Raw genomic sequence first — 23,239 nt, 5'->3', positions numbered from 1 at the left:
GGAGTGGAACCGCCGGCCGTCGCCTCTTGAGTGGGTGACAGCCGAGATCCGCACGGCGGCCGGCACGCCGAGGCGAAAGGGGAAAGCATGAGCACCATCAGGGAGTTGCTGGTCGAACTCACCGGCACCACCGAGTACGCGGACCAGGTCGGCGACGACGTCGACCTCGCGGCCAGCGGCATCGACTCCGGAGACCTGGTGCGTCTCGTCCTGCTCGTCGAGCAGCGGCTCGGCGTGGAGATCACCGCGGAGGACATGGAGAAGCTGCACACCATCGCCGACTACGAGCGCTTCGTCGCCGAGCACTCCGTCGCCGGCGCCGCCGGCGGTGCGTGATGTGGCTGACCCAGCTGCTGGAACGCAACCGCCAGTGCTTCCCCGACCGCACGGCGCTGGTCGACGAGCAACGCAGCGTCACCTGGGCCGAGTTCCACGACCGTACGGCCGAACTGGCGCGGGGCCTGGCCGACCTGGGCATCGAGCGGGGTGACCGGGTCGCGGTGCTGTCCAAGGACCGCATCGAGGTCCTGGAGAGCTACTTCGCGCTCGCCCGGCTCGGCGCGCTGTTCGTACCGCTGAACCACAGCCTGGCCGAGCCCGAGGTCGCCGACATCATCGAGCGGGTCGGGGCAGTGGCCGTCCTGGGTGAGTCGGACCTGCTGGACCGGCATCCCGAACTGCCGGGATCGGTGCGGATCCGGCTCGCCTTCGACAAGCCCTCCTTCGAGGCGCTGGGCACCCTGGCCGCCGAACGGGACCTGCCCGCCGTGGCCGACACCGACCCCATCGCCGTGCTGCACACCTCGGCGACCACCGGGCGGGCCAAGGGGGTCACCGTCGACAGCGGCTCGTTCCGGGCCATCGCGCTGGGCTGGCTGGTCCTGGCGCGGCCCGCCGACGACATCGTCATGGCCAACTGCTGCCCGCTGTACCACGGCAGCATGGTCGTGTCGCTGACCTACATGGCGGCCGGCGCGACGGTGGTGCTGATGCCCGGCTTCACCCCGCAGCGGGCGCTCGCCGCGGTGGAGCGGCACCGCGCCACCCATATGTGGATGGTGCCGCAGATGCTGCGGTTCATGCTGCAAGCCAAGGCGTCGCAGCGCACCGACCTGTCGTCCCTGCGGGAGATCCTCTACGGCGCCGCCCCGATGCCGCTCGACGTGTACGCCGACGCCGTCCAGCGGCTCGGCTGCGGCTTCCGCCAGGTGTACGGCATGACCGAGGTGGGCGGCCCGTTCGTCACGCTCGGACCCGACGAGCACCCCGCCCCCGGGGACGTCACCGCGCGCATCCCCTGCGGGAGGGTCGTCCCGGGCATGTCCGCCCGCGCGGTGGACGAGGGCGGCCGGGAACTGCCGAGCGGTGAGATCGGCGAGATCATCGTGCGCGGTCCCGGTCTCATGCAGGGGTACTGGAACGACCCGGAGGCCACCCGCGAGATCACCCTCGACGGCTGGGTCAGGACGGGCGACCTGGGGTTCGTGGACGACGAGGGCCGCATCAGCCTCGTGGACCGCACGAAGGACGTCATCATCCGCGCGGGCCAGAACGTCTACCCCTCGGAGATCGAACGCGCCCTGATGACCCACCCGGCGGTACGGGACGCCGCGGTGGTCGGGATGCCCGACGAGGACTACGGCGAGGTGCCGCTGGCGTACGTCGTCCTGGAACCGGACACGCAGGCGGGCACGGCCGAGCTGCTGGCACACGTCGCGGGACTGCTGGCACCGTACAAGCGCCCGCGACGCGTGGAGTTCATCGACCAGGTGCCACGCAACCCCGCCGGGAAGATCATCAAGAAGCTGCTGCGGGTGTGACACCCCTCGGCGGCCCGGTCGGCGGTGACGCTCCGTCGGCCGGAGCGGACCTCGGTACGATCGCCCGGCTGCGTCCCCTGCTGGCCGCCGCCGGGCTCGGCCTGGGCGTCGCCTCCGTCGCGGAGCCGGGGCTCGAACCCGCGGGTCCCTCCGAGGCTGCCGCGGCCGAGGGCATGCCGGCGCGGCGGCGCCTGGAGTTCCTGGCCGGCCGTCGGGCCGCCCGCCGGGCCCTGCGCGCGGTGGGACTGGACTGCGGCGAGATCCCCCGTGCGGGACGGCTGCCGGTGTTTCCGCCAGGACGGGCGGCGTCGATCTCGCACAGCGCCGGTGTCGCCGTCGCCGTGGCCCACGCGGCGGGCCGGGACCGGCCGGTCGGCTGCGATCTGGAGTTGCGGCCCCTCCCCCGCCGTGCGGCCCGTCTGGTGCTGCGTGCGGACGAGGAGGAGCTGCTGGTCACCGGCTCCCGGTCGGTGGACTCGGCCTGGTCGGTGACGGAGCTGTTCTCCGCCAAGGAGGCCGCGTGGAAGGCTCTGTACGTGGCTGAGGCGGGGTACGTGTCCGGAGCGGGCGGATCCGACGGAGCGGCGGAGCCGGGGACTCTGCGGGACCTGCGTGCCCGCCCGTCCGGGGACGGCCTGCGCGTCTGCCGGCGCGCACACCCCGCACACGCGGTACAGGTCCATGTGACGGCCCTGGGATCAGGAGTACTCAGCTATGTCATCGGCCGGGCCGACGCGCGGCCCTGACGACACGACACCGGCCCCTGACACGGCACCGGCTCCCGGCGCAGTGCCGGGAGCCGGTGTCCGACCGTGCGGACCCAGGGATCCGTAACTTCCGTGGAATCCGTGGGGGATCAGTGCCCCGTCGTGCCGCCGTCACGGTAGTAGTCACGTGTCGCGTCCGCGGCCTTGTCGGTCTGGGAGTCGTACTTGTTCCCCGTCCGCTCGTCGACCACTCGCTCGGCGCCGGTCACGCCCTTGTCGGCCTGGTCCGGGTGGCCCTTCGCCATCTCCTTGGCCTTGTTCGCCATGTCGCCCAGCTTGCTCATGGGATGCCTCCCGAGATAGTGCGTGCGTCGTACTCCACCGCAGGTACCCCGCACGTCCGACACAAACCACCCGTTGCACGACGGGCGGCGGTCCCGTCGGGGCCGCCGCCCACACGACGGCCGTCTCAGTCCCGCGCGTTCACCAGCGCCGCCATGTTCCCCGCCGGGTGCTGGTTGTCGTGGATGAGCTGGTGGGCCAGGCCGATCTCGTCGAAGTCGAACGTCCGTGACAGGCACGGGTCGACGACGCCCTGGTCGATCAGCCGGGTGACCTCCCGCGCCTCACGGGCACTGGCGACGTGCGAGCCCTGCAGCCGCTTCTGCCGCATCCACAGGAAGCGCAGGTCCACGTCGCCGTTGTAGCCGGTGGTGCCGCCGCAGATGACGACCATGCCTCCGTTGTCGCACATGTACAGCGAGGTGGGGATGGTGTCGGCGCCCGAGTGCTCCAGCACGATCCGCGGGCTGCGGCGTTCGCCGAGCACGTCCCAGAAGCGCCGGCCGAAGGCGCGGGCGCCGGTCAGCCAGCGGGCCATGGCGGCGTCGTCGGAGGTGTCGGGCAGCCGGCCCCAGTGGTCGAACTCCCGGCGGTCGATCCACCCCTTGGCGCCCAGCTTGAGACAGAACTCGCCGCGTTCCTCGTTGGAGACGACCGCGACGGGGATGCCGCCGACGTGCCGGACCAGCTGGATGGCGATGGAGCCCAGACCGCCGGCGCCGCCCCAGATCAGCACCGGGTCGCCGGGGCGTACCGTGTGCGGCTCCCAGCCGAAGAGCTGGCGGTAGGCGGTCGCGGCGGTGGCCATGTAGCAGGCGGACTCCGCCCAGGACAGCCGGGCCGGCTTGGGGTGGAGCATGTAGTCGTCGACGACCGCGAACTGGGCGAAGGAGCCGTAGTTCTCCTCGTAGCCCCAGACCCGCTGGCTGGTGGACATCACCGGGTCGGTGCCCATGCGGATGTCCTCGGCCGACTCGTCCCACCGGGCGGCCAGGACGACCACCTCGTCGCCGAGCTTCACCCCGCGCGCGCCCTCGCCGACCGCCCACACGATCCCGGACAGGTCCGAGCCGCCGATGTGGAAGTCCTCGGTGGCGCCCGCCTTCTGCCGTGCGGCGATCACGTCGAGCGGCGAACCGAGGGCCGCCCACACGTTGTTGTAGTTGATGCCGGCCGCCATGATCTTCACGAGCACCTGGCCGCGGCCGACGGGCGGGACGTCGACCACCTCGGTGCGGAAGGCGTCGACCGGCCGGCCGTAGCGCTCACGGCGGATGAGGGAGGCGTACATCTTCTTGGGGACGGTGCCGAGCTCAGGCGCGTCGCCGAGCTCGTAGAGGTCCTGGGTCGCGGTCACGCGGCTTCTCCTACACGGTCGGTGGGCGTTCTCAAGGGCCGGTCGGCCGGAACGGGCCGGGGCCGGCGAGGCGGGGCGAGAGGGAGGGGTGCGGGCGTGGGGCGCGGGGGTCGCCCCGGACGAGGTCAGCCGGCGAGGCCACGCAGTGCCTTGGCGACCGCTTCCCCGATGCGGGCGATCGGCTCGGGCTCGGTCATCTCGTAGTGGCCGCACGGCACTTGGTGGTCGTGGAGGGTGCCGTCGACGTGCGGCCGCCAGCTGTCGGCCTTGCCCGGCTGTACCGCCAGGTCCACCGGGAAGCCGGTCGGCTCCTCCTGGGCGGCGCTGAAGAACAGCACGTCACCGTGGTAGACGCCGGGGGCGAACTGGGGGGCGATGCGCAGGTTGTTGCGCATGACGGCGGCGATGGCGGCCGCCTCGGCGCGCGTGACGGGCGAGGCGGCCGGATCCGCGGTGACCCGGGCGTCGATACGCTCCAGGACGGTGTCGGCGTCCAGCGGCGCGGCCCCCGGTTCGACGGGCAGGCCGGCCACCCGTGACAGCAGGGCCGCCACCTGGCGTTCGGCCGCGTCGGCGTCGTGGGCGGTGCCGTGCGGCTGCGGCGCGTCGAGCATGGCGAGGAGTTCGACCCGCTCGCCGCTCTCCTGCAGCGCGCAGGCCATGGCGTGCGCGACGAACCCGCCGTAGGACCAGCCCAGCAGCCGGTACGGGCCGTGCGGCTGGACCTCCCGCAGCAGGTCCAGGTAGGTGCCGACCATGGCGGCGGCGTCCGGCGCGGGCGGCCGGGTGCCGTCGAGGCCGGCCGCCTGGATGCCGTAGACCGGCTGGTCGCCGCCCAGGTGGGGCAGCAGCCCGGTGTAGCGCCAGGACACGCCCGCGCCGGGGTGGACGCAGAACAGGGGGGTGGCGGTGCCCTCCGCGCGCAGCGGCAGCAGCGGGCCGAGCGCGGTGGACGCGGCCTGTTCCGGGCCCCGGTCCTGTTCGTCGGACGCGGCGAGGATCCCGGCCACCGAGGGCGCGGCCAGCAGGTCCGCCGCCGGGATGTCGAGGACTCCGGCCTGGCGCAGCCGCCCGGCCAGCAGCACGGCGCGCATCGAGTCGCCGCCGAGGTCGAAGAAGTTGTCGTGCACGCCGATGCCGCCGATGCCGAGCGTCTCCTCCCACAGGCGGGTGACCGCCTGTTCGCGTGCGGAGCGCGGCGGTACGTGTTCGGTGGTCAGGCGGGGGCGCGGGGCGAGGGCCGTGTCCGCGGGTGCCGTGGCCGGGGCGGCGGGCGCGGCGGGGTCCGTACGGGCTCCGGGGGCGTCGATCCAGTGACGGTGGCGGTCGAAGGCGTACGGCGGCAGCGGGACCCGTCGGGCGGAGTCCGGCGCCGGGGGCAGGGCGCTGTCCACGCCCGCGCTCCAGAGCCGGCCGAGGGCCTCCGCGAGGACGAAGCCGTCGGACGCCTCGGCCTTGGCGTGCCGCATGGTGGTCACCGTCACGGGTGCCTCGTCGGCGAGGCGGCCGGTGGCCAGCTTGGTCAGGGTGTCCCCCGGCCCGATCTCGACCAGTACGGGGTGCTGCCGCTCCCACAGGGCCGTGATGCCGTCGGCGAACCGGACGGTGTTCCTGGTGTGGTCGAGCCAGTGCGGTACGGAGGTTGCCTGGGCGTCGGTGACCCAGGTGCCGGTGACGTTGGTGACGTACGGGATCCGCGGCGGGCGCAGGGTGACCTGGCGCAGGTGGCTCTCGAAGGTCGGCAGGACCGGGTCGAGGACGTGGGAGTGGGCCGCGACGGGGATGCGCAGGCGGCGGAACGGGACGCCGCGGCGGGTGAGTTCGGCCTCGAAGCGGGCGACGGCGTCGAGGTGTCCGGCGACGGTGCAGGCGCTCGGGCCGTTCACCGCGGCCAGGGACAGCTCGTCGTCGAGCAGGGGCTGTATGTCCTCGGCCGGCGCGGCGATGCCGACGGTGGCGCCGCCCGCCGTGCTGATGAGCCGGATGCGTTCGGTGACCAGGGGGAGCATGTCCTCCAGGTCGATGACTCCGGCCAGGCAGGCCGCGGTGTACTCGCCGAGCGAGTGGCCGATGAGCGCGTCGGGGCGCACGCCGTGTTCCATGAGGGTGCGGGCCAGGGCGTACTCGGTCACCACCAGGCCGAGGAACGCGGCGGTGTCGTCCGGCCGGCGGTCCTCGAACAGGGCGGTGCGGACGTCGGCGCCGAGCGCCGGCCGCAGGATGCGGGCGCATTCGTCGACGGTGTCGCGGTAGACGGCGTGGTCGCGGTAGAGCTCCGCTCCCATGCCGGGGTACTGGGTGCCGCCGCCGGGCAGCAGGAAGGCCACGCGGGCCGGGTCCTCGGGCGGCGGCGGGGTGGCCGGTGCGGCGGCGCGCAGGGCGTCGAGGGCCTCGTCGCGGGAGGCCGCGGTGACGGTGAGGCGGTGGCGCAGCGCGGGCCGGTCGGCGCGCAGGGAGTGCGCGACGTCGTCCAGACGCAGCTCGGGCCGCCGTTCGAGGTGGTCGGCGAGTGCGTCGGCCTGTCCGCGCAGGGCACCGGCCGTGCGGGCGGACAGCGGCAGCACCAGGCGGCGGCCGTCCTCCGGCGGGCGGGGTGCGGCGGGGGCGGCGGGCGGGGCCTCCTCCAGGATGACGTGCGCGTTGGTGCCGCCGATGCCGAAGGCGCTGACGGCGGCCCGGCGGGGATGGTCGTCGCTCGCTGGCCAGTCCTCCAGGGCGGTGGGCACGCGGAAGGGTCCCGAGGCGAAGTCGATGAGCGGGTTGGGCCGTTCGAAGTGCAGGCTCGGCGGGATCTGCCGGTGTTCCAGGGCCAGGACCGCCTTGATGAGCCCGGCGATGCCCGCCGCCGCTCCCAGGTGGCCGATGTTGGTCTTCACGGAGCCCAGGGCGCAGAAGCCGGTCTCCCGCGTGCTCTGCCGGAACGCCTCGGTCAGCGCGGACACCTCGATGGGGTCGCCGAGCTTGGTGGCGGTGCCGTGCGCCTCGATCAGGCCGATGGTGCCGGCGTCGACCTCGGCCTGGGCCTGCGCCGCGAGGACGACCTCGGTCTGTCCGGCCGAACTGGGCGCGCTGAAGCCGACCTTGCGGCGGCCGTCGTTGTTGACGGCGCTGCCGCGGATGACGGCCCGGATGGGGTCGCCGTCGGCGAGGGCGTCCTCCAGGCGTTTGAGCACGACGGCTCCCACGCCGTCGCCGGAGGAGGTGCCGGCGGCGTCCGCGGCGAAGGCGCGGCAGTGGCCGTCCGGCGAGAAGGGTCCGTCGGGTACGTGCCGGTAGCCCAGCGCGGCCGAGGGGTTGAGGGAGACGGCGGCGGCGAGCGCGGTGTCGCAGCGGAAGTCGAGCAGGTCCTGGCAGGCGGTGTGCACGGCGACGAGCGCGGTGGAGCAGGCCGTCTGCAGGGACACGCTCGGGCCGGTGAGGCCCAGTTCGTAGGAGACGCGGGTGGCGAGGGTGCCCAGGGAGTTGGCGGTGGCCGCGTGCACGAGTTCGACCGAGCCGGGCTGTCCGGCGTATCTCGGGTACACATGGGCGGGGTAGTAGCGGCTGTCGCCGCTGCCGGCGTACACGCCGAACCTGTCGTCGCCACGGTCGCCGCCGAGGCAGCCCGCGTCCTCCAGGGCGTGGTAGGCCGTCTCCAGCAGCAGCCGCTGCTGCGGGTCGACCACGGCCGCCTCGGCGGGGCTGTAGCCGAAGAAGCCGGCGTCGAACCGGTCCATGCCCTCGACGACGGAGGCCATCCGTACGAGGGAGGGGTCGTCGAGGTCGCGCGCGTCGCCGCCCGCGGCGAGGAACTCCTCGTCGGTGACCGGCCGTACCGACTCCCGGCCGGCCGCGAGGTTGTCCCAGAAGGTGTCGAGGTCGTCGGCGCCCGGGAAGCGGCCCGCCATGCCGATGACGGCGACGGCGGGGATCTCCTGGTCATGGGCTGTGCCGTGCGGTGCGGTGGTGTCGTCATGCATGGCCTCGGTCCTTCCCCTGCCGTGCGGTGCGGCGCGCGCGGGCCGCGCGCTGGCGCTGTGCTTGTTCCCTGGCCCGGTCCAGGCCGCCGGGGGCGGTCCCGTCGGACTGTCGTGCCGCGGGGCCGGCGGCCCCTTCGTCCGTGGGCCCGCCCGGTGGTGAGGGTTCTTCGGCCGCCCCGGTGCCGGCGCCGGTGCGCGTCGACAGGTGGCGGGCCAGGTCCCGTACGGTCGGGTGCGCGAACAGGTCGACGACCGAGAGATCGGTGCCGAAGGCGCTGTTGACGGCGCTCTGGGCGGTGACGAGCAGCAGCGAGTTGCCGCCCAGGTCGAAGAAGTTCTCGTCCCGGCCCACCCGGTCGCGGGCCAGTACGCCGCACCACACCTCGGCGAGCCTCTTCTCCAGCCGCCGCGGGTCCTCCCCCGCGTCCGCCCGGTCCCGGGGTGCGGCGGTGCCCGCGGAACGCAGCGTCCAGTCCTCGCCCAGGCCGGCCGCGCGGGCGCTGTCGGCCGCCGCGCGGTAGAGGGCGCCCAGGTCGGCGCCGTCCTCCAGACCGACACGGGCGGCCAGGCGGCGCACCTGGCGGACCGGGGCCACCACGTGGCTGCGGACCCAGGGGGCGCCGCGGTCCGCGCCGATCAGCAGGTGGGGCTCGTCCAGGGTGCGGGCCAGGTCGTACGAGCGCAGCGCGGCGGGTGCGTCGAGCAGCCGGTAGCCGCGCGCCTCGGTGAGCGCGGTGAGGCGGTAGCCCCTGCTCATGCCGTGCTCGCGCCACATGCTCCAGGCCAGGGACTGGGCGGGCAGGCCGAGGCTGCGGCGGTGCTGGGCGAGGGCGTCCAGGTAGGCGTTGGCGGCGGCGTAGGCGGCGTTCATGGCACCGCCGAAGTAGCCGTTCACCGAGGAGAAGGTGACGAAGGAGTGCACCGGGTGGTCCGCGGTGACGCGGTGCAGTGTCCAGGCGCCGCGTGCCTTCGCCTCCAGTGCCCGGCGCCAGGTGGCGGGGTCCAGGTCGCCGACGGGGCGTTCGACGAGGGCGCCGGCCAGGTGCAGCACCGAGGTGAGCGGTACGCCCCATGCCTGCGTGGTCGCGTCCACGGCGGCCCGTACCTGGTGTTCGTCGGTGACGTCGGCGCAGGCGTAGCGGACGTCGCCCGACTCGCGCAGCCGGCGCAGGACGTGGCCGCGGTCCGGTTCGGCTCCGTGGGTGTCGAGTTCGGCCTGCGGTGTGCGGCCGACGATCAGCAGCCGGGTGCCGGGGGTGCGCAGCAGGTGGGCGGCGACCTCACGGCCGACGCCGCCCAGTCCGCCGGTGAGCAGGGTGAAGCCGTCGTGCGCGGGCGGCTCGGCGCGCGGCGGCGTGTCGGGCAGGGGCGCGAGGCGCCGTACGTGACGGCGTCCGTCGCGGTACGCCACTTCCGCGCTGTCCGCCGCGACGGCCGACTCGGCCAGCAGGACGGGCAGCGGGTCCTCGTCGTCGTGCGGCGCGAGGTCTAGGTGCGTGCCGCGCAGCCGCCCGAACTCCTCGCCCAGTGACTTGAGGAGGGCGCCCGCCATGGCGTGCGCCGGGTGCGGGCGGTCCCCGGGGCGTACCCCCTGGGCGCCCGCGGTCACGTACACCAGGTCGACGGGGCGCTGTCGGCCGGGCCGGGCGGCGAGGGCACGGGCGAGGGCGAGCAGCCCTTCCGTGGCGGTGGTGTCGTACGGTGCCGTTTCCCGGCCGGCCGTGTCGTGCGGTGCCGGCTCCGTGCCGGGCCCTGCGGCCGGGGCCGTCCCGAGGGCTTCGGCGCCCCGGAGGCCGTCCAGGTGCAGGACGGCGTCGACCGGGCGCTGGTCCCGCTCCACGGCGTCCAGCAACGTGGTGTAGTCGGCCTCCTCGGCGGGCCGGACCCGGTAGCGGGCGGCGTCGAAGCGGGCGTACGACGTCCCCTCGGTCACCACGGTGCACAGGCCGCCGCCGGAGCGCAGCGCGTCGGCGAGCCGGCCGGCGAGCCGCTGGACGCGCGGGTCGCCGCCGGTCAGCACGACGGTGTGCCGGCCGCGGGACGTCGCGCCGCGCGGGGGGAGTTCCGCGCGCCGCCACACCGGCCGCAGGAACCAGTCGGGCACGGTGGCGGCGCTGCCCAGCAGCAGCTGGGCCCCGCGCACCTCCTCGTCGAAGGCGCCCGCCTCGAAGCTCTTGCGGAGCTTGGTGCGCTGTATCTTGCCGATCTCGGTCTTGGGGATGTCGTCCGTCGTGACCGGGACGAGGAAGGCGGGGCTGACGCCGATCTCCCGGGTCACCTTGCCGGCGATCTCGCGGAGGGCGCCGGCCGTGTCCCGCGCGGCGGTCTCGGGGGTGAGGTGGAAGAAGAGGGCCAGTTCGTCGGTGGACGACGAGGGGTCGGAGCGCACGGCGACCGCGGCGGTGAAACTGCGCACCACGTGCGGCAGTTCCTCGACGCATGCCTCGATCTCGTGGCTGTAGTGGTTGACGCCGTTGACGATGATGACGTCCTTGACGCGGCCGGTGATGTAGAGCTCGCCGTCGCGCAGGAACGCGAGGTCGCCGGTGTCGAACCAGCCGTCCTCGGTGAACGCCTCCGCGTTGGCCGCCGGGTTGTCGTGGTAGCCGCCGGTCACGGAGGTGCCGCGGACCTGGAGCCGGCCGGCGTCGCCCTCGGCGAGCACGGTGCCGGTGTCGTCGACGATGCGCATGGCGAAGCCCGGGTAGGGGCGGCCGCAGCTGACGAACGTGCCCTCGCCGTCCGCGGGTTCGCCGGGCAGGACGGCGTCGGTGACCACCGAGCAGGTCTCGGACATGCCCCAGCCGGGGTGCATCACGTCCTGCGGCAGACCGAAGGGCTTCAGCGCGTGCAGGAACCGGCGGGCGGCCGGGGCGACGACGACCTCGCCGGCGTTCATCACCAGCCGCATGGGCGAGAGGTCCCAGGCGCGGCCCGTGAAGCGGTGGGACTCCTCGGCGAGCAGTCCGAAGGCGAAGTTGGGCGCCCAGGTGACGGTGACCCGGTGCCGGTCGGCGAGGTCCATCCAGCGCGGCGGGTCCTGCAGGATCCACGACGTGGGGGCGTGGATCTGACGGCAGCCCAGGTAGACGTCCCGCAGGTGGAACATCACCACGCCGGTGACGTGGTCGAGCGGGATCCAGTTCAGGGAGACGTCCGCCGGGCCCAGCCCGTTCAGCTGCTCGGTGGCGGCGGAGCGGGTCAGCACGTTGCGGTGGGTGAGGCGCACCGCCTTGGGCAGGCCGGTGCTGCCGGACGTCATCAGCATCAGGATGAGGTCGTCGGGCCGGGCGGCGTGCCAGTCGTGGTCCTCGGGTGCCTCACGCAGCGCGTCGGCCGTGGTCAGGCGCAGCGCGGGCCGGTCCTGCCGGGCGGCGAGGCCGCGCAGCCCGGCCTCACGGTCCGCGGAGCACACGATCCAGGGCCGGCCGAGCATCCGCCAGATGCCCTCCAGCTTGGTCAGCGCCGCCGAGGGCGTGTCGTAGGACGGGGGAACGGTCAGCGGGACGGCGACGAAGCCCCCGAGGATGCAGCCCCACAGCACGGCGAGGAAGTCCTCCGTGGCGTCGCACTGGAGGATGACCTGGTCCCCGGGGCGCAGGCCCGCCCGGCGCAGACCGGCCAGTACGCGTGAGGCTTCCGGGATCAAGGAGGCGTAGCTGCGCCGGTGTTCGCTGCCGTCGGCGTGGACGTGGACGATGTCGCCCTGCCCCCGCTCGGCGGCGCGGCGCAGTGCCTCGGCCCAGCCGGACACGGAGGGTTCGGCGAGGGCGGGGCCCTCGCTGAGCGCCGGGACGGCGGAGGCCGCGGCCGTGCGGGGGGTGCTGTCGGCCGGTGCGGGGGCGGTGGTGCGGTCTTGCCGTCCTGCGTGGCGGCGCCCGAGTTCGTCGGGAGCGTTCTCCACCGACACCTCGGCGTCGGTGACGCCGGGGACGCGGGCCAGGTGTTCCCGCCAGGTTCCGGCGGCGGCGCGATCGACGGCGGGCAGGGCACACAGCGCCCCGGTGTCGAGGGTGCCGTCGGTGCCGAGGGGCAGTGTGCTGACCGCCGTGACCCGGACGGTGCCGTGGCCCGCGCGGTCCAGGACGTCCTCGACCCGTTCCGCCGCGTCCGCTCGCCCTGGCACCACGTACAGGCGCGGTGGTCCGCCGTCGGCGCCGGGCAGGGCCCGGGCGTCACGGATGCCGGGTACGGACAGTGCCGTGTCCACCAGCGTGGCGGTGTCGGCCGGGACGGGGGCGGGGGTGCGCTCGGGGATCGCCGGCAGTGCGCCGACGCGGGTCCCGGGATCGGCGCACACCGTGCGCAGGGTGTCGTGCAGGGCCGCGGCGAACGCCTCCACGGTGTCTGCGTCGTACAGGTCGGTGGCGTACTCGACGTGCAGCGCGAGGCCGTCGGGGGTGCCCTCGGGGGTGTGGCGCTCCAGGACGTCGACGAAGAGGTCGAACTTGGCGGTGCCGGTGGCGGTCGGCCGCAACTGCGCCCGGCTTTCGCCGAGTCGCAGCACGGCGGGTTCGTTGTTCTGCAGGGCCAGCATGACCTGGAACAGCGGGTGCCGGCCGGGGGTGCGGGGCGGGTTGAGCTCCTCCACCAGCCGGTCGAAGGGCAGGTCCTGGTGGTCGAGGGCGGCCAGGTCGGCGGTGCGCAGCCGGGCGAGCAGGTCCCGGAAGGCGGGGTCGCCGGAGGTGTCGGCCCGCAGGACGAGGGTGTTGGTGAGCAGGCCGATCAGGTGGTCGAGGGCGGGTTCGGTGCGGCCCGCGACCGGGGTGCCGAGGACGATGTCCTGGCCGGCTCCGCAGCGGGTGAGCAGCGCGCTGACGGCGGCGTGGAGCACCATGAACAGGCTGGTGTTCTCGCGGTCGGCGAGGCTCAGCAGGTCACGGTGGACGGCCGCGTCGACGGCGGTCTCGACGTGCGCGCCGCCACCGCGCGGCGTGGTGGGACGCGGCCGGTCGCCGGGCAGGGTGCACTCCTCGGGCAGACCGTCCAGCGCGGTGCGCCAGTGGGCGGTGAGCCGCTCCAGACGGCCGCTGCCGTCCGGTTCGGGGGCGAGCAGGGCGCGCTGCCACAGCGCGTAGTCGGCGTACTGCACGGGCAGCGGCGTCCACTGCGGCGCCCGGCCCGCGCGGCGGGCCGCGTAGGCGGTGCCGAGGTCGTCGGCGAAGGGGCGCAGGGACCAGCCGTCGGCCGCGCTGTGGTGCAGGACGAGCAGCAGCGTGCGTTCGGGTCCGGTGCCCAGCAGCCACGCGGCGAGGGGGCTCTGCGCGGTCAGGTCGAAGCGGTGCCGCAGTGCGGCGGTGACGTGGGCGGCGGTCTCCGCCGCCGGGCAGTCGACGCGGCGCAGGGGCGGGCGCAGTCCGCCGGGCGGCACGATCCGCTGGTACGGGACTCCGTCGTGCTCGGCGAAGACGGTGCGCAGGCTCTCGTGGCGGTCGGCCAGGTCGCCGAGGGCCGCCTCCAGCGCCTCGGCGTCGAGGTCGGCGTCCAGCGTGATGAGGAGCGGGATGTTGTAGGTGGCCGCTCCGTCGTCGAGGCGGTGGAGGAACCACATGCGTTCCTGGGCGAAGGACAGCGGTACCCGCTCGGGGCGTACGGCGTCACCGAGGGCGGGCCGTGGCAGGGCGGCCCCGGTCCGCGCGGTGAGCCGCTGGGCGAGGGCGGCCGGGGTCGGTGTGTCGAACAGGGCCGTGATGGGGATCTCGGCGCCGGTCTCGTGCCGCAGGCGGGCCAGCAGGCGGGTGGCGAGCAGGGAGTCGCCGCCGAGGTCGAAGAAGTCGGCGTCGATGCCCACGCTGTCCGCGGGCAGCTTCAGCACGTCCTCGTACAGGCCGCACACCAGGGCCTGCTGCGGTGTCCCGGGGCGGGTGCCGGCTGCCTGGGCGGTGAAGTCCGGGGCGGGCAGAGCCTGGACGTCGAGCTTGCCGTTGGCGGTCAGTGGCAGCGTCTCCACGGGGACGCAGGCGGCCGGGACCATGTGCTCGGGCAGGTGGGCCGCGGCGTGGGCGCGCAGGTCGGCGGGGTGCGCGGGGCCGTCGCCCGCGGGGACCGTGTAGGCGACGAGCTGCTGGGCGCCGTTGTCGGCGCGGCGGACCACGACGGCGGCCCGGGCGACGTGCGGGTGGGCGGCGAGGACGGCCTCGATCTCGCCGGGCTCGACGCGGAAGCCGCGGATCTGGACCTGTGCGTCGGCGCGGCCGAGGTAGTCGAGCGTGCCGTCGGGGCGGCGTCGCGCCAGGTCGCCCGAGCGGTACATGCGGGTGCCGGGCGGGCCGAAGGGGTCGTCGAGGAAGCGTTCGGCCGTCAGGCCGGGCCGGCCGAGGTAGCCGGCGGCCACCCCGGCGCCGGAGACGTACATCTCGCCGGTCGCGCCGGGCGGCACCGGCCGCCCGGCGGGGTCGAGCAGGTGGACCCGCAGGTCGGCGAGCGGGGTGCCGATGACGCTGCCGCGGCGCGGGTCGTCCAGGTCGGCCCGGGTGACGCGGTGGTGGGTGACGTGCACGGTGGTCTCGGTGATGCCGTACATGTTCACCAGCGCAGGACGGTCCAGGCCGTGCCGGTCCGCCCAGGGGCGCAGCCGTGCCGGATCGAGCGCCTCGCCGCCGAAGACGACGTACCGCAACGCCCCGCTGTCGTCGGCCCGTTCGCCGTCGGCGTCGACGAGCTGCGCGAACGCGGACGGCGTCTGGTTGAGGACGGTGACACCCTCCCGGTGCAGCAGCTCCAGGAAGTCACCCGGCGAGCGGCTGACGGCGTACGGGACGACGACGAGCCTGCCGCCGTGCAGCAGGGCGCCCCACATCTCCCACACCGAGAAGTCGAAGGCGTAGGAGTGGAAGAGCGTCCACACGTCGTCCGCGCCGAAGTCGAAGTGCTCCGCGGCGGCGGCGAACAGCCGTACGACGTTGGCGTGCGGGACGGGTACGCCCTTGGGGCGGCCGGTGGAACCGGAGGTGTGGATGATGTACGCGGTGTCGGACGGGCCGGTCGGCCCGTGCCGGTCGGTGTCGGTCAGGTCGGCGGCGGAGCGGCGGGCGAGGTCCGCCACGATCTGCGGGTCGTCCAGCGGAACGGCGGGCACCGCGTCCCCGGCCAGGTGGGCGTGGGCGCCCTCGGTGACGAGGACGACGGGTGCCGCGTCCTCGACGACCAGCGCAAGCCGCTCGGCCGGGTGGCCGGGGTCCAGGGGGAGGTAGGCCGCGCCGGTCTTGAGGACGGCCAGCAGGGCGGGCAGCAGTCGCGGACCGCGCTCCAGGGCCAGCGCCACCACGCGTCCCGGGCCCGCCCCGCGTTCGGCCAGCAGCCGGGCCAGGCGGTTGGCCCCGGCGTTGAGTTCGGCGTAGGTGAGCTGTTCGTCCCCGCAGGTGACGGCGGTCCGGTCGGGCACGGACGCGGCCTGTTCCTCGAACAGTTCCGTCAGGGTCTGTTCCGCGGGGCAGGTGCGTACGGCGGTGTCGCGGGGGTGCTCGCCCGGCAGCAGGATGTCCAGCTCCGCCAGCGGTGTCGTGGCCGGGGCCTCGGCCAGCCGGCGCAGCACCGTGAGGAACCGGTCGCGGTGCAGGGCCAGTTCGTCGTCCTCGTGGAGGGCGGGGTTGGCGTCGAAGGCCAGCCACAGCCCTCCGGCCACGGCGCCGGGCCGCACCGAGATCTGCAGGTCGTCGACGGCTCCGCCGGAGAGGTGGTGCCAGGTGGTGGGGTGGCCGCCGAAGACCGGGGACTCGTCGAACGGGACGATGTTCAGGACCGGCCCGTACAGCCGGCGTCCGGTGCCCAGCAGGCCCAGGTCGCGGCGCAGGAACTCGCCGCGGTACCGCTGGTGCCGGCGCAGGTCCTTCAGTTCGTCCGCGACGGCCCGCACCAGTTCCCCGACGGACGTGTCGGGAGCGGCGGCCACGCGCAGCGGGAGGACGTCGGAGGCGGTGCCGGGGGTGCGCAGCGCGGCGCTGCCGAGCCGGCTCATGGTGGCGAGGCCGAGCACCAGGTCCCCGGCGCCGGTCATCCGGTGCAGGTACACGGCGGTGGCGGCGGCCAGCAGGTCGGTGCGGGAGACGCCCAGACGGTCCGCGGCCGCCTCCAGCGCGCCGGCCCCGGCGGGATCCAGCTCGGCGGTGCGGCGCAGGAACGGGGCGGTGGCGGCGGCCGTCCGGGAGGTGAGCCGGGCCGGTTCGGGCAGCCCGGTCAGGCGCGCGGCCCAGTGGTCGCGGTCACGGGCGTACCGCTCGGAGGCGCGGTAGGTCTCCTCGTCCGCCTGGAGCCGGCTCGTCGGCGCGAACCCGGAGGGTTGCGGTTCGTGCCCTTCGGCCAGCGCGTTGTACGTCTCGGCGAGGCGGCGTCCGAGGAGCTTGTAGCTGTAGCCGTCGAGCAGGAGGTGGTGGGCCCTCAACAGCCAGATGAAGCGGTCGGGTGCCAGGGTCAGCAGGGTGTGCGAGAACAGTGGGCCCTTGTCCAGGTCCACGGGGGTCGCGAGGTCCGTGCGGATGAAGTCCCACGCGGCGGCCTCGGGATCCCCGGCGCCGCTGACGTCGACCCGGTGCAGGGGCCAGTCGTCGGCGTCCGGGGCGGGGTGGCACCGGGGGCCGTCGTCGGTGTCGACGAAGCGCAGGGCGAAGGTGTCGGCCTCCCCGACGGTGCGCCGCAGCGCGGCCTCGAACAGGCCGGTGTCGAGGGGTCCGTGGATCTCCACCGCTTCCGCGGTGTTGTACGCGGCGCTGTCCGGTGCGAGCCGCCCGGCGTACCAGAGGCCCTCCTGGGCTCCGGACAGCGGTCGACGTTCGTCCTCCTGCAGTGACATAGCACAACCCTCACGTGACAAGCCGTAATGTCCCGGACGGCGAAGGCCCGGCCGGATCGGACGGGTGCGGCCACCGCTCCGTGCCGCCCTCGCGAGTGTGTACGCGCCGGGCCGGCCCACAGGACGGAAAAAGGGGGTCGCACACCAGGGGCAGGGGATACGCATCGCCCCGCCCCGGTTTCACAGCACCCAACGGTGAGATGCCGGAGCGGATTCGGTCAAGCCGGGGCGGACCCTACGAGGGTCGATTCAAGTGTTTCCCTAATGCGCGCGGCGTGAGGGAGTTCCCGGCGCGGAAGAGATGGCGTCCCGGGAAAACTTCTAGGGAAAACACGGGACTTCGCCGCACGGCGCTTCTCGAATGGATTCGGCCACCCTTTTCGGTGCACTCTCGGAAGGACCCCGATCTCCGCGGACGGCCGACGGCGACAGACCGCTCCCGGGCCGTGCACACATGAACGTGGACATGAAATGGACAACGGAAAGAAGGCTGACGGCATGCACCGTGCGCTGTGTCCTGTCGAGTCGCTCTACGTGGGCCAGCGAAGCAGGGCCTTCCTGTCCTGCACCCTGCGTGGACGTGTCGACGTCGAGGCGCTGTCGGCCGCGTTCGACGCCGTGACGGAGGCGAACCCGACGCTGCGGTCGCGCATCGTGCCGGACGGTGCGGGCCACGCGCTGTCCCTCCTCGACGAGGACGAGCGGCCCCGGCTGCTCACCCGTACCGGCGACGGCGACGAGGCGTACGCGGCGGAGCTGAACAACCCCCTGCCGGTCGGGGGTCCGCTGAGCCGGGCCGTCCTGGTCAGCGCGCCGGACGGCGAGCGGCACCTGTTCCTCCTGGTGGTGGACCACACCGTCACGGACGGCCACAGCAGCATCGCCCTGCACAACGCGCTGTGGGACCACTACCGGACGCTGGTCGAGGAGGGGGGCGGCACCGGGGCCGCCGCGTCCGACGCGCCGCAGTGGCCGCGGCCGGTCAGCCAGTTGCTGCCCCCGGCGGGCGAGGCCGACACCGCCGAGTACCTGGAGCGCCGCATCGAGGAGGCGCGGGCGCACCCGGTCACGCTGGTGCCGTACGACGTACGGCGTCCGTCCGTCACCGGCGAGGGAGCGGACGGGGCAGCCGACGCGGACGGGCACATCGAGGTCTGCCGGCTGACGCTGGACACGGAACTCACCACAGGACTGCGCCGGACGGCACGCCGCTCCGGAGTCTCCGTGCACTCGCTCATCGCGTCGACCCTGCTGGCCACGGCCAGGCGGCGCCTGGACGGCGACGGCCCCCGCACCCTGGGCTGCCTCTCCCCCGTCGACCTGCGCTCCCGGCTGACCCCGCCGCTGCCCGCGTCCGCGATGGTGCCCGCGGTCACCACCCACCTGCAGACCCTGGAGGTGTCCGGGACCTCGGACCCGCTGGAGACGGCGCGTGCCGTGCACGCCCGCCTGAGCGACTACATCTCACGCGGCGACCACTTCCTCGAGGTGCGCATCACGCCGGAGATCCCCCGGAACCCCACGCTGCAACTGGCCACGGTGATCGCCACCAACATGGGCGTCGTACCCGGGCCCCGGCTGCCGGACGGGCTGGAAGCGGTCGACGTGCGCCTGGTGCCCGCCCGCGAGCACTACTTCCCGCAGGCAGGACGCAGTCCCGTCATGGCGTGCGTGGTCTCCTTCGAGGGCCGGCTCGCCATCGAGTTCCCGTACTACACCGCCTGCTTCAGCCCGTCCTTCGTACGGGCGTTCCGTGACGAGGTGCGTGACGGCCTCCTCGCCTTCGCGACCGCGGAGGAGACGGGGGCCGCGACGGAGCACGAGCCCGTCGGCGCCGCCGCGGGCTGAGCTCCGGCCGCGGCGGCGGCCGAACACCCCCCGACCGCCGCCGTGTGCGCAGCACCGCCCCCTCCGCGCACGCACACGCCGACCCGGCGTCGTAAGGAGCCTTCCCGACATGACCACCGTCAGCGAACTCCCTTCCCCCCTGACACTGCTCCCCCGAGCCCAGTCGGGCGACGAGGCGGCCATGAATCACCTGCTGACCGCCATCACGCCGTACGTCGCGCGCATCTGCCGTTCCGTCACCCACGACGACGGCGCCGACGCCACGCAGGAAGCGCTGCTCGCCATCTACCGCGGTCTGCAGACCCTGCGCGAACCGGCGGCGTTCTACGGCTGGGTGCGCTCGGTGACGATCCGTGAGGCGGTCCGGACGGCCAAGCGCTACGGCGAGGAACGGACCTGCACGCAGATGGAGTCGCGGCAGGAGACGAACCCGCTCGACGCGGTGCACATCAGTGACGTGCTGGAACGTCTGTCGCAGGCCCACCGGCAGGTCCTCACCCTGCGCGCCTACGGGCTCAGCGAGGAGGAGATGGCGGAGGTCCTCTCGCTGCCCGTGGGCACCGTCCGGTCCCGGCTGTTCCGGGCCCGCCGCCGCTTCCAGGAGGCGTGGCAGCCCACGGCGGCCTGACCCGTTCCTCTCGGAGGCGCCCAGGGGCGTGTACGACGGCGGCCGTGGCGGTGGAGACCGCCACGGCCGCCGGCCCGCCGGGCCGGCGGGGCTTCGTGCCGCACTGCCGTACGCGTCACCGCACGTACGTCACCACATGTACGTACGTCAGCGCACGTGCTTCGGAAGGACGCGTGGCGGCCACTGGCCGGCGGCGAACATCCCGAGCGCGTGCGCACGCGCCACCAGGGCGGGGCGGTTGGGCGCGTCGAACCTCCGCAGCATCTGGCCGACGCGGTACTCGATCCCCTGGCGGCTCAGATAGAGGCGGGCGGCCAGCTGCACCGTGGACTCACCGCCTGCCACGCCTTCCAGGACCTGCGCGTCGAGAGCGTCGAGCACCGGTACGTCACCGGAAGGCTGCGGTACGTCGTCGGAGGGCCTGGGTAGTTCACCGGAAGACATCGACTCGGTGTCCTTTCTCGGCCGCCGTACCTCTCCCGTCGGGTGCAGAAGAACGAGCACACTCGCTATTTCACCTGACGGCCTTCTGACGGCGGTTCCGGTGACTTCCGCGGAAAAGGTGGATCCGGTGCCATCCCGGCCCGTGACCCTTTCGGTGAATCGCCGAAGTCGACCCGAGGAAAGGGCGGCGAACTTTTCTCGCAACCGCGCGGGAACGGACGATCGCAGAAGGTCGAGAAGACTCAGTCCGCGTATCTCGTCGGCGCTCAGACCGAATTGGCGGGCGAATTCCGTGTCCGCGGCTCTGACGACCAGGGCCCCTGGGGACACATGGGCCGTGCGGACATCCCGTGACACGGCACCGCGTGGGGCACTCGCGCTGCTCCTGATGGTGTCGCGGCGGGCGCGGGGAGCCGGGTGTGCGGCTCGCGTCTTCTGGCGGGGCGAAGCACCGGGGAAACTCGTGGTCGCCACGGACGTACCGTCCTTCTTCCTGCGCGTGGGGGGCTGGGAAGGGGTGCGGACGCGGAGCCGGCCGGGTGCCCTGGTGCCGGGGTGTCGGCAGGCGCCCGGTGATGGCGCACACCACCTCGCCGGTGGTCGGGCCAGGTGTTCCGCGTCGCGCCGGGCGGACCGGCGGTGTGTGCCGGAACTCCCGGAGGGGATCAGGAGCGAGGGTGCCGACGCCGGAGCGGCCGACACCTGGATAACGTTGTCAGGGCCATTCGATCTCGTTACGCCGCCCCGGCGGCCGTCCGCCCGGTGACAGGGGCGTGACCGGAACGGGAGAACCGGCGCCCGGCGAGGGCCGGTCGAGTGACCTCTGCGAGCGGGTGATCGACCCCTGCGAGCAACCCGGCCGGGGGTGACGCGGCACGAATACCTCCACGAGACGAGTAGGGGAATCGCATCAGGACGGCGGCGCCTTCGAGATTAGGATGCGGCAACCACCTTGGCAAGAGTTTGCCAAGTGACCTGGGCAACCTGTCAACTCCCCGTAAACGCGGCGGTTGCCGGGCAGGCGGGGTCTCCGGCCGGCGGCCACGCCAGGACGTACAACGGGGCGTGCGAGCTGGGTGGTTGAACCGCGCGCAACGGGTTGCCGCCGTTCCGGACGGTTCGTAAAATGTTGACAACTCCACGTGTCCGCCGAGTGGGCCGGGAACGAGGACCCTGCGGACCGCGCCACCAGAGGGGGGAGATGCTCGAGCAGCCGCATTTCGGCCGCCGGCTGAAGAGGCTCCGGCTGGAACGAGGGATGAGCCAGGCCAACCTCGTCGGTGAGGGCCTGTCGACGGGTTACCTGTCCCGCCTGGAGTCGGGTGAACGACGCCCCACCGAACGGGCGGTGACCTACCTCGCCGAGCGTCTGGGCATCGATGCGTCCGCACTGACCGCGCCTTCGGACGGCAGGTCCCTGACCGGGGTGCTGGCCGCGGTGGTGTCGGCTCCGCCGGGCACGGACGAGACGGCGGCCCTCAGCCGCGCGGTCGAGGAGGACGCGGGCGACGATCCCGCCGCCCGCTGGCAGGCCCTGTGGCTGCTGAGCCGCGCCGCCGGCCGCGACGGCGACTACGAGCGCGAACGCCTACAGCTGCTGGAGATCATCGAGCTGAGCGACCTGCTGGAGGCGGCGGAACTCCGTGCGCGGTCGCAGGTCCAGTACGCACGCTGCACACGCGCCCTCGGCGACATGCGGACGGCGGAACCGGCGGCCGTGGCGGCCCTGTCCATCGCCCGCGCCGAGAGTCTGCCGGTGTCCGACACCATGGCCGCCCTGATGGTGCTGATCAGCATCGAGACGGAACTCGGCAGGCTGGAGACTGCCGGACGGCACGTCGACGAGCTGGAGCGGGAGTTGCTGCCGGAGGCCGCGCCGGCCCAGGCGGCCGAGGCGCTGTGGACGGCCGCCATGGTGAGCAACCGGCAGGGCGACCACGCGGCCGCCCAGGCCAGACTGGAGGCGGCCCTGCAACTCTCGCAGAGCAAGGACGACCTGCTTCTGTGGACCAGGCTGCGGGCCGCCGCCACCGCGGCCGCGCTGCAGATGTCACCGCCGCGGGTCGCCGTGGCCGAACGCTGGCTGGGCGAGGCCGCGTCCGTCCTCGCGCTGGTCGGCACTCCGCTCCAGGTACAGGAGGTGCGGGCGCTCCAGGCCCACCTCGCGTTCCACAAGGGCCAGTTGGACGACGCCCGCACGCTCAGCCACGGGCTGCTGTCCGAGGAGGACCTGCGCCTGTCCTACCGGGACCGGGTCCGGCTGTCGGTCCTCGACAGCCGGCTGATGATCCTGTCGGGCCGGGTCGACGACGGCATCGCGACCCTGCAACGGCTGGGCCGGGAGGCGACGGAGGCGAAGAACCTCGACCTGGCGGCCCACATCTGGCAGTCCCTGGCCACCAGTCTGGCCGACGTCCGCTCCCGCCAGGTGCCTGCGGGGGCGTGGGACCAGGTCGACGCCGGTGCGGCCCTGCGGAGCTGACCGCGGGGTGCGCCGATGCCGTCACGTCGTCTCCGTGGTGGAGATGACGACCATCTGCGTCACCGTGCCGTCCTCGCCGACCACATCGCGTACGTGCCGGAAGCCCAGTCGCCGGCACAGGGCGAGGCTCGCCGTGTTCCCGGCGCCCACCATGCCGTACGCCTCCTTCAGGCCGAGGGTGTCGGAGGCGTGGCGCAGCAGGCCGTGGACGATCTCGGTGCCCATGCCCTTGCCCCAGTAGTCGGGGGCGAGGGCGACGATGAGTTCGTGGCCGTCGACGTTGCCGGTCTTCTTCACCTCCGCGTGGCCGATGTACGTGCCCTGCCACCACACCCCCCACACGTCGAAGCGCTGCGTGGGGTAGACGTCGGTGAGGATGGCGCGGAACACCTCGCGCAGGTCGGCCTCGGGCGCCATGTCCTGGCCCATCCAGTGGCACACTTCCTCGTTGCGGAGCAGTGCGACGAAGTGGTCCTCGTCCTCTGGGCGGTAGGGCGTGAACTCCAGCCGTTCGGTCTTCAGGGTGGGTGTCATCGGTGGGCTCCTGAGCTGTGGTGGAGAGAGTCGGTGTGCGGTGTCCGGGGGCGGGATCGCCGCCCCCGGGACACCTCGCGGGCGGGTCAGGATTCCGCGTTCTCCATCCGCTCGCGCAGGCTGCGCGGGCGCATGTCGGTCCATACCTCGTCGACGTGGGCGGAGCACTCCTCTTCGGTGCCCTCCTTCCCGACGGGCTGCCAGCCCGCGGGCACCTCGACGTCGACCGGCCAGAGGGAGTACTGGTCCTCGTCGTTGCGCAGCACCTGGTAGCGGGTGTTCTCGTCCATGTCGTTCTCTCCTGTCGTGGGTCGGGTTCGTCCGGCCGTC

Annotated in this window: 13 protein-coding genes and 1 pseudogene; 6 read left to right on the top strand and 8 right to left on the bottom strand. The window is 73.7% G+C overall.

Going from position 1 to position 23,239, the window contains the following annotated elements; all coding sequences use genetic code 11:
• Positions 1 to 87 precede the first annotated feature (87 nt).
• Genes ACFYXC_RS19110 through ACFYXC_RS19100 form a run of 3 tightly spaced genes read left to right on the top strand, consistent with a single transcriptional unit; the run spans position 88 to position 2,566 of the window.
• Positions 88 to 336 (top strand): acyl carrier protein, encoded by a 249-nt coding sequence (locus tag ACFYXC_RS19110; protein ID WP_388909290.1) that lies wholly within the window; start codon positions 88 to 90, stop codon positions 334 to 336.
• A complete protein-coding gene (locus tag ACFYXC_RS19105) occupies positions 336 to 1,820 on the top strand; it encodes a class I adenylate-forming enzyme family protein (protein ID WP_389553028.1) in 1,485 nt (494 codons plus the stop codon). The genes ACFYXC_RS19110 and ACFYXC_RS19105 overlap by 1 nt, the downstream gene beginning before the upstream one ends.
• Positions 1,817 to 2,566, top strand: a complete 750-nt coding sequence (locus ACFYXC_RS19100) for a 4'-phosphopantetheinyl transferase superfamily protein (RefSeq protein WP_389553025.1) — start codon at positions 1,817 to 1,819, stop codon at positions 2,564 to 2,566. Before ACFYXC_RS19105 ends, ACFYXC_RS19100 begins: the two co-directional genes overlap by 4 nt.
• Before the next feature lie 110 nt (positions 2,567 to 2,676).
• On the opposite strand, the gene ACFYXC_RS19095 is transcribed toward ACFYXC_RS19100, so the two are convergent.
• The 4 genes from ACFYXC_RS19095 to ACFYXC_RS19080 form a co-directional block, all read right to left on the bottom strand.
• Positions 2,677 to 2,871, bottom strand: coding sequence for an antitoxin (locus ACFYXC_RS19095; protein ID WP_388909283.1), 195 nt, complete (start codon positions 2,869 to 2,871; stop codon positions 2,677 to 2,679).
• Between the two features lie 125 nt (positions 2,872 to 2,996).
• The gene (ccrA, locus tag ACFYXC_RS19090; RefSeq protein ID WP_389553022.1) at positions 2,997 to 4,226 is read right to left on the bottom strand and encodes a crotonyl-CoA carboxylase/reductase; all 1,230 of its coding nucleotides are present in this window, start codon (positions 4,224 to 4,226) and stop codon (positions 2,997 to 2,999) included.
• Between the two features lie 125 nt (positions 4,227 to 4,351).
• Entirely contained in the window at positions 4,352 to 8,185 is a 3,834-nt protein-coding gene (locus ACFYXC_RS19085) for a type I polyketide synthase (protein WP_389553020.1), read from the bottom strand.
• The gene (locus ACFYXC_RS19080) at positions 8,178 to 16,973 is read right to left on the bottom strand and encodes an amino acid adenylation domain-containing protein (protein WP_389553018.1); all 8,796 of its coding nucleotides are present in this window, start codon (positions 16,971 to 16,973) and stop codon (positions 8,178 to 8,180) included. Before ACFYXC_RS19080 ends, ACFYXC_RS19085 begins: the two co-directional genes overlap by 8 nt.
• Before the next feature lie 498 nt (positions 16,974 to 17,471).
• Here ACFYXC_RS19080 and ACFYXC_RS19075 point away from each other — a divergent pair, with 498 nt between their 5' ends.
• Both ACFYXC_RS19075 and ACFYXC_RS19070 read left to right on the top strand, forming a co-directional pair.
• On the top strand, positions 17,472 to 18,821 hold the full coding sequence (locus ACFYXC_RS19075; protein ID WP_389553015.1) for a protein kinase: 1,350 nt from the start codon (positions 17,472 to 17,474) through the stop codon (positions 18,819 to 18,821).
• A gap of 109 nt (positions 18,822 to 18,930) precedes the next feature.
• Positions 18,931 to 19,449 (top strand): RNA polymerase sigma factor, encoded by a 519-nt coding sequence (locus ACFYXC_RS19070; RefSeq protein WP_389553012.1) that lies wholly within the window; start codon positions 18,931 to 18,933, stop codon positions 19,447 to 19,449.
• Positions 19,450 to 19,596: 147 nt separating this feature from the next.
• Here the strand turns inward: ACFYXC_RS19070 and ACFYXC_RS19065 are convergent, their stop codons facing one another.
• Together ACFYXC_RS19065 and ACFYXC_RS19060 are read right to left on the bottom strand one after the other, a co-directional pair.
• A complete protein-coding gene (locus ACFYXC_RS19065) occupies positions 19,597 to 19,893 on the bottom strand; it encodes a LuxR C-terminal-related transcriptional regulator (protein ID WP_389553507.1) in 297 nt (98 codons plus the stop codon).
• A gap of 81 nt (positions 19,894 to 19,974) precedes the next feature.
• Positions 19,975 to 20,223: pseudogene (locus tag ACFYXC_RS19060) on the bottom strand (PAS domain-containing protein); the annotation flags it as partial.
• An 871-nt stretch (positions 20,224 to 21,094) separates the two neighbouring features.
• Here ACFYXC_RS19060 and ACFYXC_RS19055 point away from each other — a divergent pair.
• Positions 21,095 to 22,375: a helix-turn-helix domain-containing protein gene (locus ACFYXC_RS19055; RefSeq protein ID WP_389553009.1), complete on the top strand. Its 1,281-nt coding sequence runs from the start codon at positions 21,095 to 21,097 to the stop codon at positions 22,373 to 22,375.
• 21 nt (positions 22,376 to 22,396) lie between these two features.
• Here the strand turns inward: ACFYXC_RS19055 and ACFYXC_RS19050 are convergent, their stop codons facing one another.
• On the bottom strand, positions 22,397 to 22,909 hold the full coding sequence (locus ACFYXC_RS19050; protein WP_388909271.1) for a GNAT family N-acetyltransferase: 513 nt from the start codon (positions 22,907 to 22,909) through the stop codon (positions 22,397 to 22,399).
• Positions 22,910 to 22,995: 86 nt separating this feature from the next.
• Complete coding sequence (locus ACFYXC_RS19045; protein ID WP_388909269.1) at positions 22,996 to 23,199, bottom strand: MbtH family protein; 204 nt, start codon at positions 23,197 to 23,199, stop codon at positions 22,996 to 22,998.
• Positions 23,200 to 23,239 lie beyond the last annotated feature (40 nt).

The organism is Streptomyces sp. NPDC002701, from assembly GCF_042889045.1.
In the GTDB taxonomy this organism is placed as follows: domain Bacteria; phylum Actinomycetota; class Actinomycetes; order Streptomycetales; family Streptomycetaceae; genus Streptomyces.
This window is presented reverse-complemented; position numbering and strand designations above follow the sequence as displayed.

Excerpts from the sequence above, each read along its gene's own strand:
- ACFYXC_RS19110 (WP_388909290.1), top strand. The coding sequence starts at position 88 with ATGAGCACCATCAGGGAGTTGCTGGTCGAACTCACCGGCACCACCGAG.
- ACFYXC_RS19105 (WP_389553028.1), top strand. The coding sequence starts at position 336 with ATGTGGCTGACCCAGCTGCTGGAACGCAACCGCCAGTGCTTCCCCGAC.
- ACFYXC_RS19095 (WP_388909283.1), bottom strand. The coding sequence starts at position 2,871 with ATGAGCAAGCTGGGCGACATGGCGAACAAGGCCAAGGAGATGGCGAAG.
- ACFYXC_RS19085 (WP_389553020.1), bottom strand. The coding sequence starts at position 8,185 with ATGCATGACGACACCACCGCACCGCACGGCACAGCCCATGACCAGGAG.
- ACFYXC_RS19080 (WP_389553018.1), bottom strand. The coding sequence starts at position 16,973 with ATGTCACTGCAGGAGGACGAACGTCGACCGCTGTCCGGAGCCCAGGAG.
- ACFYXC_RS19075 (WP_389553015.1), top strand. The coding sequence starts at position 17,472 with ATGCACCGTGCGCTGTGTCCTGTCGAGTCGCTCTACGTGGGCCAGCGA.
- ACFYXC_RS19070 (WP_389553012.1), top strand. The coding sequence starts at position 18,931 with ATGACCACCGTCAGCGAACTCCCTTCCCCCCTGACACTGCTCCCCCGA.
- ACFYXC_RS19065 (WP_389553507.1), bottom strand. The coding sequence starts at position 19,893 with ATGTCTTCCGGTGAACTACCCAGGCCCTCCGACGACGTACCGCAGCCT.
- ACFYXC_RS19055 (WP_389553009.1), top strand. The coding sequence starts at position 21,095 with ATGCTCGAGCAGCCGCATTTCGGCCGCCGGCTGAAGAGGCTCCGGCTG.
- ACFYXC_RS19050 (WP_388909271.1), bottom strand. The coding sequence starts at position 22,909 with ATGACACCCACCCTGAAGACCGAACGGCTGGAGTTCACGCCCTACCGC.
- ACFYXC_RS19045 (WP_388909269.1), bottom strand. The coding sequence starts at position 23,199 with ATGGACGAGAACACCCGCTACCAGGTGCTGCGCAACGACGAGGACCAG.